This is a genomic window from Paenibacillus terreus (assembly GCF_042138595.1).
In the GTDB taxonomy this organism is placed as follows: Bacteria; Bacillota; Bacilli; order Paenibacillales; family Paenibacillaceae; genus Paenibacillus; species Paenibacillus terreus.
The window spans coordinates 581,473-595,048 of the sequence record NZ_JBHIRX010000001.1 but is presented as its reverse complement, the minus strand read 5'-3'; the positions used below and the strand labels follow the sequence as shown (position 1 = coordinate 595,048).

The 13,576-nt window shown below is 51.2% G+C and carries 12 protein-coding genes; 2 read left to right on the top strand and 10 right to left on the bottom strand.

The window, feature by feature from the left end:
- Positions 1–16 precede the first annotated feature (16 nt).
- The 7 genes from ACE5KN_RS02800 to ACE5KN_RS02770 all read right to left on the bottom strand — a co-directional run bounded on the left by ACE5KN_RS02800 (position 17) and on the right by ACE5KN_RS02770 (position 7,327).
- Entirely contained in the window at positions 17–844 is an 828-nt protein-coding gene (locus tag ACE5KN_RS02800) for a response regulator transcription factor (protein ID WP_375526997.1), read from the bottom strand.
- A complete protein-coding gene (locus ACE5KN_RS02795) occupies positions 810–2,720 on the bottom strand; it encodes a cache domain-containing sensor histidine kinase (RefSeq protein ID WP_375526996.1) in 1,911 nt (636 codons plus the stop codon). The genes ACE5KN_RS02800 and ACE5KN_RS02795 overlap by 35 nt, the downstream gene beginning before the upstream one ends.
- Before the next feature lie 160 nt (positions 2,721–2,880).
- On the bottom strand, positions 2,881–4,530 hold the full coding sequence (locus ACE5KN_RS02790; protein WP_375526995.1) for a type 2 periplasmic-binding domain-containing protein: 1,650 nt from the start codon (positions 4,528–4,530) through the stop codon (positions 2,881–2,883).
- A 22-nt stretch (positions 4,531–4,552) separates the two neighbouring features.
- Positions 4,553–5,440 (bottom strand): carbohydrate ABC transporter permease, encoded by an 888-nt coding sequence (locus ACE5KN_RS02785; RefSeq protein ID WP_375526994.1) that lies wholly within the window; start codon positions 5,438–5,440, stop codon positions 4,553–4,555.
- 15 nt (positions 5,441–5,455) lie between these two features.
- Positions 5,456–6,445 (bottom strand): ABC transporter permease, encoded by a 990-nt coding sequence (locus tag ACE5KN_RS02780; RefSeq protein ID WP_375526993.1) that lies wholly within the window; start codon positions 6,443–6,445, stop codon positions 5,456–5,458.
- Between the two features lie 62 nt (positions 6,446–6,507).
- Complete coding sequence (locus ACE5KN_RS02775) at positions 6,508–6,864, bottom strand: hypothetical protein (protein ID WP_375526992.1); 357 nt, start codon at positions 6,862–6,864, stop codon at positions 6,508–6,510.
- A gap of 22 nt (positions 6,865–6,886) precedes the next feature.
- Entirely contained in the window at positions 6,887–7,327 is a 441-nt protein-coding gene (locus ACE5KN_RS02770; RefSeq protein ID WP_375526991.1) for an AAA family ATPase, read from the bottom strand.
- 123 nt (positions 7,328–7,450) lie between these two features.
- Here ACE5KN_RS02770 and ACE5KN_RS02765 point away from each other — a divergent pair, with 123 nt between their 5' ends.
- The gene (locus ACE5KN_RS02765) at positions 7,451–8,020 is read left to right on the top strand and encodes a dihydrofolate reductase family protein (protein ID WP_375526990.1); all 570 of its coding nucleotides are present in this window, start codon (positions 7,451–7,453) and stop codon (positions 8,018–8,020) included.
- A gap of 65 nt (positions 8,021–8,085) precedes the next feature.
- Complete coding sequence (locus tag ACE5KN_RS02760) at positions 8,086–9,018, top strand: VOC family protein (RefSeq protein WP_375526989.1); 933 nt, start codon at positions 8,086–8,088, stop codon at positions 9,016–9,018.
- 88 nt (positions 9,019–9,106) lie between these two features.
- On the opposite strand, the gene ACE5KN_RS02755 is transcribed toward ACE5KN_RS02760, so the two are convergent.
- From ACE5KN_RS02755 to ACE5KN_RS02745, 3 genes are all read right to left on the bottom strand, one after another.
- Positions 9,107–10,597, bottom strand: a complete 1,491-nt coding sequence (locus ACE5KN_RS02755; RefSeq protein ID WP_375526988.1) for a UxaA family hydrolase — start codon at positions 10,595–10,597, stop codon at positions 9,107–9,109.
- Positions 10,598–10,615: 18 nt separating this feature from the next.
- Entirely contained in the window at positions 10,616–12,085 is a 1,470-nt protein-coding gene (locus ACE5KN_RS02750; RefSeq protein ID WP_375526987.1) for a tagaturonate reductase, read from the bottom strand.
- A gap of 88 nt (positions 12,086–12,173) precedes the next feature.
- A complete protein-coding gene (locus ACE5KN_RS02745; protein WP_375526986.1) occupies positions 12,174–13,562 on the bottom strand; it encodes a glycoside-pentoside-hexuronide (GPH):cation symporter in 1,389 nt (462 codons plus the stop codon).
- Between the last annotated feature and the right edge of the window lie 14 nt (positions 13,563–13,576).

Here is a 13,576-nt window from a genome sequence, read left to right as displayed (position 1 = left end):
CAAATGCCACTATATGCTAGCCTTCGGGCAAACCCCCAAAATTGAACCTATCCCCGCTCCTGCGCAAAGCATGCTGCCTGACCCGGTATTCCTGCGGAGTAATGCCCTCCTTCTCTCTGAAGACCTTGTTAAAATGCTTGGCGCTCTCAAACCCGACGGCTGCCGCGACCTCATAAATCCTGAGCTCCGTGCGCTCCAGCAGCTCTTTGGATTTGTGAATACGCACATTCCTCAAATATTGCACAAAGCTTACCCCGGTATAGGATTTAAAGGCATGGCTGAAATACGTGTAATTTAACGATACAAGGTTGGACACGACCGCCATATTCAAATCTTCCTTGTAGTGCTTATGAATATATTCGACAGCCCGGTCCAGCTCATACGACCTCCCCGGGCCGCCTTCTTTTCCCTGCCTGACCGCAGCCTGCGGCGCTTCCCGTTCCCTGCCCGGCAGCGGCCTTTCAAGAATCGTGTTCTCCATCTCCTTCAGCATGGAGAACAGGTCCTCCCGGACGACCGGCTTGAGCAAATATTCCTGTGCGCCGCAGTGGATAGCCTCCTTCGCATACTGGAATTCGCCATAACCGCTAAGCACAGCCACGAGCGGCCTGGGGCGCAAATCGCGCAGCTGGCGCATCAATTGAATGCCATCCATATGCGGCATCCGGATATCCGTAATGACGATATCCATACGCTGCGCATTGGCCTGATTCCATGCCTGACGCCCGTCCTCGGCTGTATAACATTCGAAGTCCCCGGGGAATTCCCGCTCGACCATGGCCTTTAACCCAAGCCTGATATTTTTCTCATCATCCGCAATCAGCAGCCTGATTATCCTGATCACCTCCCTTGGCGGACAGGCTCCGAGGGAGCACCATATGCACGGTGGTTGATCTCCCCTGCCCGCTGTCAACATGAATGCCGTAGCTTTCCCCGCAGTGGATGCGGATTCTTTTCTGCACATTCTGCAGGCCGATGCCATGATTCGATGATCGGCTGGCAGCGTCCAGCGGCCGCTCACACTCCTCTTCTCCAATTCGAAGCGCCGCATTCACTTCATTCACTTTCCATTCAGGCATCCCCTGCCCGTTATCTGAGATCAGAATATGCAGGTTCCCGTTACGCTCGCTCGCCTGAATACGAACCGTAAATTGCTTTTCCCCGGCATGCTCGGGCTGCCAGCCATGCTTGACCGCATTCTCCACGATCGGCTGCAGCGACATCTTGAGCACGCAGCGGGCAAGCAGCCCAGGATGAACGTTCACTTCCAGCTTCAACCTGTCATCATACCGGATGTTCATCAGTGCCATGTAATTGCGGATATGACGGATTTCATCGTCCAGGGTGACGAAATCGGCTGTCCATTGAAAGCTGTAGCGCATCATGGAGCCCAGGGAGGTCAGCGCATCCGACAGCGGATATTGGCCTTCCACCTCAGCCATCATCTTCAAATTTTCCAGCGTATTATACAGAAAATGCGAGTCGATCTGATTTTTGAGCGAATTGAGCTCAGCTTCTTTGGCTGCCGCCTGTTTCTCGACAGCCTCGGCAATCAGCTCTTTGATCTTGCCCAGCATCCTGCGGAAGTGGTGCGCCAGCTCGGCGATTTCACCCTGGCCATAGACCGGAATACGCACCGCAAAATTTCCTTCATGCACCTGCTTCATGGAATCGCGAAGCGTGGTGAGCTGCCTTAAAATAAGCGCATGCAGACCGTATGAAATCAGCGACATGAAGGCAATCAGCACAACAACGATAACGACGAGCTGATTGCGCCTGCCGCGAATGTCGGACAAGACCGGCTCCAGTGACACGACATTGACCAGATAAGCATCTGGCCCGTCGACCGTTCTGTACAATCCGAGATACGGCTCGCCCTTGATGGAAAAGCGAATGCTTCCCTGCTCATCCTTTCCGTGCATCCGCAGCTGTTCCCTGATCGCCGCTGTCGTGATGCTGCCGGGCAGCCTGCTGTCCGAACGGAAGTAGGCCTCCCCATCGCGGCTGAAGAGCAGCATTTGGGAGTCCCCATCCTGCAGGCTGCCGAAGGTTTTGGGCAGAAAATCCTCCAGCTCCATATCGATCTGCACGATACCGCCCTTCACTCCTTCCGCGGCCTGTATTTCTCTGAACAAAGAAATATAAGCTGTCTGAACCAGACTGCCGGTCTCCCCGGTCCGCAAAATATCCTCAGGGCCCTTGTATATCTCCCACCATGTCATTCCGTTCCGCGCACGGACCTTGGGCAGCCAATCCTTGTCATAGATTCGGCTCTCCCGGAAAATCACCGGCCATATTTCCTTGGCATGAGGATTGTCCGTGAACAGCCGGATATTTGTCACTTTCGGGTTGCTGTACAGCAAATGCTGCAAATTGGGAAAAACATTCATATTAAAATTAACCAATTCTTCCGTCTCCGGCTCCCTGCTGCTCGTTAAATAATTGAGTACCGCGCGGTCCGAGACGGCAAGCTGCGCCGTCCGCTCCATAATCTCCATGTTGTTCCTCATATCCTTCAGCTCGCTGTCCAGCGCAAACTCGTTCTTTCTCGTCATATCCAGCAGCGTATTATCATACAGCTGCTGAAAGGTGTATATGGAGAAAAGCACGACGGGAACCAGTATGACACCGATATATGCAGCGATCAGCTTGATCTGCAACGGCAATCCGCCCGCGCTCATGATAAGTTTTCCAATCCATTTCCGTATGACAGCACGCATGACATCACTTCCGGCATTTAATTATGAAATAGCCCAGGCAGAGCAGGAGCAGGCGTATCCCTCTCATACCAACTCGAAAAATCCCGGCAGTTTGCGGGATTTTTCGAAAAGGTGCACGGCTCTATATGAAACAACAGGCTGCACGTCCTCATTTATGCGATTATTGCGCAAAAGCCTCGATCTTTTTCTGATTTTCCGCGAAGGCCTTTTCCTGATAGGCTTTCACTTTATCGTAGCCCGCCTCGTCGCGGTCCTTCAGAAACTTCTCAAACAATTGATCAAACTCGCTGTCTGATGCAGCCAGCAGCAGCTTCGGCAATGTTCTGCCCCAGGCCTGGTTGATTTTGCTGTTGGCGATGCCTTCTGCGGAAGTTCCGGTAGGAATGGTATTATCATACTGCGAGAAGCCGTACGTTTTGCCTTTTGTCCAATCCTCCGGCTGTTTCGCGGGCTCGGCGCTCGGCGGTGCCCACTTCAAATTCATATTCGTATCCATCAGCATCCAGAAGGTAAAGGAAGCGCCGTATTTTTTATCAAATGCCGTCCGGTCCTTGTTCAGCAGGTCCAGCACCTCAGGCTTGAACGTTTCCTTGCCATCCACCATGTCCCAGGTTACGCCTTCTTCGCCCATATACAGATCCTTGTTGCCCTCCTCGCTGATCAGATACGTAAGGAATTCGATTGCCCGCTCCTTGCCCTTCACATCTTTGGAGATGAGCGTCAGTGTCCAGCCCGAAATGCCTGGACCTGCCAGCGTCGGAGGGTCAAGCTTGCTGTTGGCCGGTCCGTCCACCGCAATATATACGGAATCCGGGTCATTGACGTAGCGGGTGATCTGCTGGTTACCCATATCGGAGCGCTGATACAGCATGGCGAAATAACGGCCTTGAGCGATTTTCTCCTCCATCTGCGGACGCTTGTCGATAAAGACGTCTTTGGCCAGCAAGCCCATTTCGTTGGCCTTGCGCAGCGTTTTCAACCATCCGACATACTCCGGATCGGTCATCCTGTCATAGAGCTGGCCGTCCTTTTCATAAGGGACTGCAAGAAAATTCTGCAGGTATTCTTTAAGGGAGTAGTTGCCAACATCCGTGAATTCATGGAGTCCAAGCGGAATCAGCGGCTGCCCGTTGACCTCAGGAAACTTCTGCTTTGCGTCCTGAAGCGCTTTCAGAAAACCCTCCGGCGTTCTCATATCCGGCTTGCCAAGGGCTTCATAGATGTCCTTACGCACCATAAACGTTTGGTTGGATACAAAGTTCTGGCCATACTTTTTATAATCCTGCGGTGAGGATGATGCATTTGGATAACCGTAAATGTTGCCGTCCGGCTGCTGGTACCATGAAACCTTGGCCGGGTCCGCCACCTTCATGAAATACGGGTCGTATTTTTCCGCCAGCTCATTAAGCGGCAGCACCATTTTACCTTCTATCATTTTTTTGACCGCATCCTCGGTCCAGCCGAGAGTGATAAAGTCCGGCAATTTACCGGAGGCAATCATGGTGTTGAGCTTCTCGTTTTCGTTGCCGGCCGGCACGATGAAATTAATGTTGACCCCCGTTTTCTTCGTCACGTACTGGGAGGTGGCATCCACTCCCCACTTATTGGGAAACCAGGAGAAGTTCAAATACCAGTCGAATGTAATCGGCTCCTTATCCGCCTTCCAGCCCGGCTCGTCGGCCGTCGCCGGTGTTTTGGGTTCATCCAGCGCTGCCGGTGCGGAACTGCCCCCTCCTCTGGATGTACATGCTGTTAACATGAACACCGTGATTAATGCCAGAATGCCTGCCTGCCATTTGCGTGTGAACATCGAATTCCCCCTTTTGATCTGCTTATCCTTTGATCGAACCGATCATCAGGCCTTTCACGAAATACTTCTGCAAAAAAGGATACGCCAGCACGATCGGCAGTGTTGTCACGACCATGGTCGCCAGCTTAATTGACTGTGAAGTCACCGTCTGTGCCGTAACGCCGGGAGCCGCCGCCATCATCTGGTTGGAGCTGGATTGGGCCACAACCCGGTACAGAAACGTCTGAATTGGCTGAAGATTCGTATCGTTGACATAAATCATGCCTGTAAAATAATCATTCCATTGATACACACCATGAAACAGAGCAATGGTGGCCACCACCGGCATGGAGCAGGGCAGCACAATGCTGTAAAAAATTTTGAAATCATTGGCCCCGTCCATCTTTGCCGCCTCCTCCAAGGCGTCAGGCAGCTCGCGAAAGAAGGAGACAAAAATAATCAGGTCAAAAAAGCTGAACATCGCCGGAATGATATACACCCAGAAGCTGTCCAGCAGCCCGAGGTCCCTGATCAGCAGGTACGTCGGAATGAGCCCGCCGCCAAAAAACAGCGTAATGGTCCCCACAATCATGTAAAACTTGCGCCCAATCAACTCGCGCCGGGAGTAGGCATAAGCCACCATAGCCGTAAAAAAGACATGCACCACCGTGCCGACCAGCGTCTTTGCCACCGTAACCCCCATAGCGGTCATAATGCCGCTGCTGGCAAATACCGCCCGGTAGTTGTCCAGACTGAACACTCTCGGCACCCAGAAAATGCCCCCCTGCATGGCATCCGCCCCGTCATTAAAGGAGTGCACCAGCACGTACCAGATCGGGTACAGGGTTACAAAACAGATGATCAGCATCATCACATTGTTAACTGCATCAAATACGGCCTCTCCCGCCGTCTTGCGCCGCAGAAACGACATGTATTCTCCCCCCTTTCAGAACAGCGATGTATTGTTGAGCCGTTTGGTAACGCTGTTGGCCAGCAGCAGCAGAATGAGTGCAACAACCGCCTTGAGCAAGCCTACAGCAGTCGAGTAGGAGAACCGGCCCTGCTGAATGCCGACCTGATACACATACACGTCGATTACACTGCTCGCGCTCTCATTCAGTGAATTGCGCAGTACGAGGATCTGGTCAAAATTCGAGTTTAAAATGCCGCTGACCGCAAGGATGAACAGGATGGAGATCGTGCCTTTAATGGACGGCAGCGTAACATACCACATTTTCTGAAACCGCCCTGCACCGTCTATCGTCGAGGCCTCATACAGATCCGGAGAAACTCCCGCCATGGCAGCCAGATAAATAATGGCCGACCACCCGAGCTCCTTCCAGATATCCGAAGCAATGACAATTCCCCAGAAGTAGTCAGGCTCTGCCAGATAAGTGATCGGTTTGTCGATCCACCCCAGGCCAAGCAGCAGCTCGTTCACAAGTCCGGTTTCCGACAGCCAGGTGGCGAGAATGCCGCCAAGGATGACCCATGACAGAAAGTGCGGCAGGTACGAGATCGTCTGGATGGACTTCTTAAAGCGCATGGAACGGACTTCATTCAGGAAGAGGGCGAACAGGATCGGCAGCGGAAATCCGATGATCAGCTTGAGCAGACTGATGCCGAGCGTGTTGTTTACGACATTCCAGAAATTATCGTCCTCCAGAAAGGCCTTGAAATGCTCCAGACCCGCCCAGGGCGCATCCTGAATCGTGCTGATAATATCGAAATCCTTGAAAGCGATCACAATTCCGTACATGGGAAAATAGTTGAAAATGATCATCCAGATCAGCCCCAGCAGCGCCATCACCTGCAGATATCTCTGTTCATACAGCTTCCGAAACAGGAAGGCCGCTCCCCTCTTTCGCTGAACGAGTGCTCCCGGCTCTGCAGTACCGTCCTGTGCCGTACCTGCAGCCTTAAATTCGGGACCCATGTGTCATGACCTCCCTTCTCTATTTGTAAGCACTTACATTTCTATTTTAAGTGCTGCTTTCTTCAAATCCTAGGGTTCAAATTTTTGATTCGGTGCTCATTTTTCAGGTGGGGGGCATTTCGAGGCATATTGGGAGCAACCTGGGGAACCTGATAACCTCCAAGCTCCTGCACATTCAAGATCATGAGGCCGTTAAGAACCGACAAATAACAGGCGATCAGCTCGTCAGGGTCGTCTGCCGCAATCTCGCCAGCACGCTGCCCCTCTATGAATAAAGGACGCATTTGCTCGACGAAAATCTCCATGGAGTATTTCTCCAGCAGCTCTTTAACCTTCTCGGGCACGCCGTCTGCCGTACGAGCCTGATGAATCAGCATGAAATATGGCTCGCCATCTTCATCGAGGATAGCCTCCGTCAAGCTTCTTATTTATCAATAGGATCTATCCCTCCATTTCTTTAACCGTAAATTCCCCGTCTGTCGATTTAACGATGTATAACTCGTCAAAGCCCTCAGCGTATGAAGGGCGTTCCAGCTTTTTCAAGGTGCTTAATATCCCGACCTCCCGAACCTTCTCCTTTCCCTCCCGCTTCTCATTTCTTGCATGGGACAACTCATAATCCGGCTCGAAGTAATAACCGACCACTTTGAAATGATATTTTTGGGCCAGCTCAATATACTTTCTCCGGTCTTCAGCCGTCGGATTTGTATTATCAACCACAAATGGCTGCTTAGCAATGCAAGACGCCTCCAGATAAATCTTCTCCCTGTTCCTTGTTCTGAGCATATCCAGATTGATTCGCATATGTGTTTGGAAAAACTTCTCTTTATAAAAAGTCGATTTTCCCGCTGCTTGAATCCCGACAAAAATGATACATTCCATGTCTACACTCCCTGTTTAAGATAAACGTATTGATTGATGTATTCACGAGTTTGATTACCGAAGTACAGCATGATATATTATCCTCGAATTTCTAATTAAAATAATGAAATGGGAGGCGGCACAATGGGAAAAGCGGTGTTGACCATGCACATGTCTCTGGACGGCATTGTCACCAATGAAGATCAATGGTTCACGATGAGCGATGAAATGCTTGAAGAGTATCTGGATTATTATAACGGGATAGAGCGGATCGTCGTTGGCGGAAATACATATTCGCAGTTGGCCGAGTACTGGCAAAATGCGGAGCAATCGTCTTCCTCGGCAATCGAGCGCTCAATCGCAAAGAAAATTAACGATATCCCGAAAATCGTGATTTCCCGCGCTGCAAGAGAGCTCGTTTGGAGAAATTCGGAGCAAGTCACGGTCAAGGATCAGGAATCGTTCGTCCTGGAAATGCAAAAGCTGAAGAATACCGTTGGAACAATTTCGGTCGAAAGCGGATTAAGGATGTGGCAGTTTTTTATTCAGTATGGACTTTACGACGATCTTTGGATTTTTGTTCATCCTGTAATCGCTTCCCAAGGAGAAAAACTATTTGACTCTCCTATCCAAACATCACCTCTTGAATTAACAAGCAGTAAAACATTCAGTAACGGCGTAATCAGTTTATACTATCAGAGAAGAGAGCATTGACCAAGTATCTCAGAAAATTTTAATGGGCTTGAAGTTTAATCTAAACATCAAAGGAGGAAGATGTCGTGAGTGAAGCCAAAAACGTTTCGTCTCACTCCCCTATCACGCCGCACCTATGGTTCGATAAAGAAGCGAAGGAAGCAGCGGAGTTCTATTGCTCTGTTTTCCCGGACTCCAAAATAACGAGCGCGGTGACTCTACACGATACGCCTTCGGGTGATAGCGACCTCGTTTCTTTTACCGTCTGGGGACATCCGTTTATGGCCATCTCTGCCGGACCGCACTTTAAGTTCAATCCATCCATTTCGTTTATGGTCAATTTTGATCCGTCCCGCGAGGAGAACGCTCGCCAAATGCTTGACGAGGCATGGAGCAAATTATCCGATGGCGGCACCGCGTTGATGCCCTTGGACAAGTACCCGTTCAGTGAATGGTATGGCTGGGTTCAGGACAAGTATGGCGTCACATGGCAGCTCATGCTGACGAATCCGGATGGAGAGCCGCGTCCGGAGATCATCCCCTCTTTATTGTTTGTGGGTGAAAATTGCGGCAGGGCGGAAGAGGCGCGTGAGTTCTATCTTTCCGTTTTCCCAAATGCTACACCGGGCGCGCTCGTTCGGTATGGCCCCGGTCAGGAGCCGAACCGGGAAGGAACTGTGATGTTTAGTGATTTTATGCTGGCAAACACCTGGTTTACGGCAATGGATAGCGCTCTGGAACACCCGTTCAGCTTCAACGAGGCGATTTCCCTGCTGATCAATTGCGAGACACAGGAGGAGATTGACTACTACTGGGACAAGCTTTCTGCCGTCCCTGAAGCGGAGCAATGCGGCTGGCTCAAAGACCAATACGGTCTCTCTTGGCAAATCTCCCCGGCTCTGCTGGACGAAATGATGACCAAGGGTACGCCAGAGCAGCGCGAGCGTGTCACGCAGGCGTTCCTGAAAATGAAAAAGTTTAACCTTGCGGAATTGGAAAAAGCATTTCGAGGGGAATAGAAACATAATCCCCTGAAAACTCGCTGGATATAGCTGACTAACCCATTGCGTTTTCAGGGGATAAAGCTGCAAAGTCACGGGGTTCTTGTCACAAAGTCACACCGTTTTTGAAGATGGCAAGCTCCCGGAAATTGTTTTTTTCGTTATTAACCCATTTGCCGTTTGCCACTTCGATAATATATTGGATAAAATTCTGCAGTCCTTCTTCGGGAGTGACGTCCTCCACAAGCGAGCCTGCATTGTAATCAATCCAGTGCGGCTTCGATCGGTAAAGCGGCGTATTAGTGGAGACTTTCATGGTCGGTACAAAGGAGCCGAACGGTGTCCCCCTGCCTGTCGTAAATATGACAAGCTGGCAGCCCGTCGCGGCCAGCGCCGAAGAGGCAACGAGATCATTGCCGGGCGCGCTTAGCAAATTAAGGCCGTTTGTTTGCAGACGCTCACCGTATTGCAGCACGCCATTGACGGGCGACAGACCCGATTTCTGTGTACAGCCCAGTGATTTGTCCTCCAGGGTCGTAATGCCTCCTGCTTTATTGCCTGGCGAAGGATTTTCATACACCGGCTGCTTGTAGTCGAGAAAATACTGCTTGAAATCGTTGATGAGACGTACAATTTTTGCAAACACCTCTTCATTGGCCGCACGTTCCATCAGAATCGTTTCCGCGCCGAACATTTCCGGCACCTCTGTCAGCACGGTGGTTCCGCCCTGTGCAGCCATATAATCGGACAGCCGCCCCAGCAGCGGGTTGGCCGTAATGCCTGACAAACCGTCCGAACCGCCGCATTTCAGGCCGATCTTCAGTTCCGACAGCGGTACGTTTTCCCGGCGGTCTTCCTGCGCCGTAGCATGCAGCTCCTTCAACAGGCGCACGCCTTCTTCCACTTCATCGGATACTTCCTGTGATACCAGAAATTTCACCCTGTTGGTATCATAATCGCCGAGCGCCTCCTTAAATTCATTCATGGTGTTGTTCTCGCACCCCAGCCCCAGCACCAGTACGCCGCCGGCGTTTGGATGCTTCACTGCGTCGGCCAAAATCACCCTTGTATTCGCATGATCGCCTCCCAGCTGCGAGCATCCGTAATTATGCTTCAACACCAGAGTGTTCTCAAACGGCCCCATGCCGCTGACTTCCTTTTGATAACGATTCAGGATCATTTCTGCAATGCCGTTGACACAGCCAACCGTCGGCACAATCCACAGCTCATTGCGAATGCCGACACTGCCGTCCTTTCTTCTGAAACCCTTGAAGGTTCGGTTCTCTTGCCTGTAAGGATTCGGAAGCAAACGCGGCTTATAACGATACTCTTCCACTCCCGTCAAATTCGTCTTCACATTATGCGTATGCACATGTTCACCCGCTTGAATGGGCTTGATCGCATGGCCAATCGGATAACCGTATTTCAGCACATTGCCGCCTGCGGCAATATCGAACAGCGCGATTTTATGGCCTCTTGCCACGTCCTCACGCAGCACAATCTCGCAGTCCCCGATGCGGAGCGTCTCATCTTTTTTATAATCACGTAAAGCCACTGCCACATTATCTTGCTCATTGATTCTGATGCTTTCGATCATCTTCGTTACCTCCGACATTTAACTGGCCCGCACGCTGTTGCTTATCAAGCGGTCCAATGCTTCCTTCATGCCTTCTTTCTCAATCTGCCCAACAAAACCTGCCGTCAGGTCCGTCAATCCGGACACACCGTTCAGATCCTTGCCCCAGAACGCTGTGTTGCCAAGCACTTGTTCCACCAGCCGGCGAACACCTGCTTCCGTGCCATCGCACACCGCCCATTGCTCCCGGAACCAGTCGAGCACGTCAGCGTCATCGGCCAGCATAATGGTTTCTGCGCCTCTTTTTCCTTTGTAGAAAGAAATCAGCGCCGCCAGCGAAAACACCATTTTTTCCGGAAGCTTGCCTTGTTGATCAGCATAACGCAGCAGTGTAGGCAAATCTCTCGTTTTAAATTTGGAAACCGAGTTCAGGGCGATGCTCATCACGTAATGCCGCACAAACGGATTTTTGAACCGTTCCATCACCGCTGCAGCGAATGAATGGAGATCAGATTCAGGCAAATCCAGCGTGGGAATGATTTCCTCCCGAATCAGAGCATCCACGAAAAGGCCCACGGTTTTATGCTCGACCGCCTCCTTCACCGTCTCCAGACCATACATATAGGCTACCGGGGTCAGGGCGGTATGCGCCCCATTCAAAATTCTTACTTTTCTCGTCCGGTAAGGGGTCATGTCGTCAACGACAAGCACATTCAAACCAGCCTGCTCTACAGGCAGCTCATCCTTGACGGATTGGGGACCTTCGATGACCCATAAATGAAACTGCTCGCCCACCACAACCAAACGGTCCTCGTAACCAAGCTCCGCTGTAATTTCCTCCATCCGGTCTCGCGGATATCCCGGCACAATCCGGTCCACCAGGCTGCAGCAGAAGGTGTTGGCCTCCTCCAGCCAGACGGAAAAACCGCTTTCCAGATTCCACAGCTTCGTATATTGCAGGACGATTTTTTTCAATTCCTCGCCATTGCGGTCAATCAGCTCACAGGGGATGATGATGAATCCTTTCCCCGGATCGCCCTTGAAATACTGATAACGGCGGTACAGAAACGCAGTCAGCTTGCCGGGAAAGCTGCTCTGCGGCGCATCCTCCAGCCGGTCCTCCGGCACAAAGGCAATGCCGGCCTCCGTCGTGTTGGATACGATGAAGCGCAGTTCCGGCTGCCGGACAAGGGCCTCGTATTCGCTGTAGCTTTCATACGGGTTAATGACACGCGTCACACATTCGACAACCGTGTGCTCTTTTCGCGCCTCTCCATGCTTAATCCCTTCAAGGTACACCGTATACAACCCGTCCTGCTCGTTCAGCATGCCGGCCATTCCTTGCGGAAGCGGCTGCACAACGACAACTCCGGCGTCCCAACCTGCTTTTTTGTTCATAACGTCAATTTGCCAATCCATAAAAGCGCGCAGAAAATTTCCTTCGCCGAATTGCAGCACTTTTTCGGTATAAGCTTCCGTTTTATAAATATCCCTGTTTAACCTTTTCATAAAGGGGTGTCCTCCCTTATTTTCTTTTCGCTGTGATTTTAACTTAATGCACACGTTAACATACATGATAAAGATCACATATCATTGCTTATGAATTGCGTGCCTGCAGCTCCTGCACAATCTCCTCGTGCTTGCTGTCCGTCAGCTTATACATCAGTCCGATCACCAGCATGGCGATGGCCAGCGCAACGGCAGGATACAAGCACAACAAGGCTTTAATGCCAATCAGGGTGCCGTGCGTCTGCGCAACATTCGGTTGATATCCGACCAGCGCCAAACCGATCCCGGACAGGAAGCCGGATAGTGATTGCGCCAGTTTGCGGGAGAAATTAAACAGCGAATAGGTCGTGCCTTCCTTGCGTTCGCCGGATTTCCATTCGCCAAAATCGATGATATCGGATACGAAAGCCCAGGTGACTCCGTTCGGAATGCTGATGCCGATAAATGACACGCTGGCCAGTATCGTGAACAGAACCACATTGGACGGCAGCAGGAAGTTAAGCGTGTCCGCAATGACGCTCACCAGCATGCCCAGCAGCGCCGTATTCCGTTTGCCGAAGGTTTTAACCAGCTTGGGCAGGAACAGCACGCCGAAAAAAGAAGAACCGATAATGATAAAGTTCATGTATGCCATCAATTCAACATGCCCCAGATTGTATTCGGCAAAATAAACCAGCATGGCTGACTTAATGTTGTAAGCTGAAATCGTGAAAATCGTCATCAATACCAGTACAAGCAGCGGTTTGTTGCCGAGAAACGTTTTGACGACGACCCCGACCGACAGCTTCTCTTTGGGACCCGATTGGTTGATGATTCGTTCCGTGGTGCCGCGATAGCAGAAAATAAAGGAGATGACACCGATCAGTGACATGATGCCCATCACCACCGGATAGCCCACATGGCTGTTCGGGAAGAGAAGTATGAGCGGCATCACGACAACACTCGTAACGAACAAGGCGCCAAGCGAGCCTGCCTGCCGGAACGAGGACAGGGAAGCGCGTTCAACCGTATCCTGCGTGATGGCTGCGCCAAGCGAACCGTAAGGAATGTTGACGAAGGAATAACCGATCCCCCAAATCATATAAGAGGCATAAGCGTAGATCAGCTTGGCGGACGGCGAAAGATTGGGCGATATAAACGTAAACACGGTCAAAATGGCCAGCACAATGCTGCCGTAAATCAAATATGGCCTGAATTTCCCCCGCTTGCCGATATTTTTGCGGTAGTCAATCGACGAGCCGACAATCGGATCGCATACCGCCGCAAACAATTTGCTGACCAGGAATATACCGGCTGCCGCCGCGGCGGAAATGCCCGCCACATCCGTAAAAAACTTGAGCAGATAGAGCTGCCCCAAATCAAACATAAATCCGTTCCCGAAATCCCCTAATCCATACGAAATTTTCTCTTTTAACTGAATACGCTGGCTTGTGCCGCTAACGGTGCTGATCGTGCTGTTCAGCGTTGGCGCTCCCATGCAACCCACCCCTT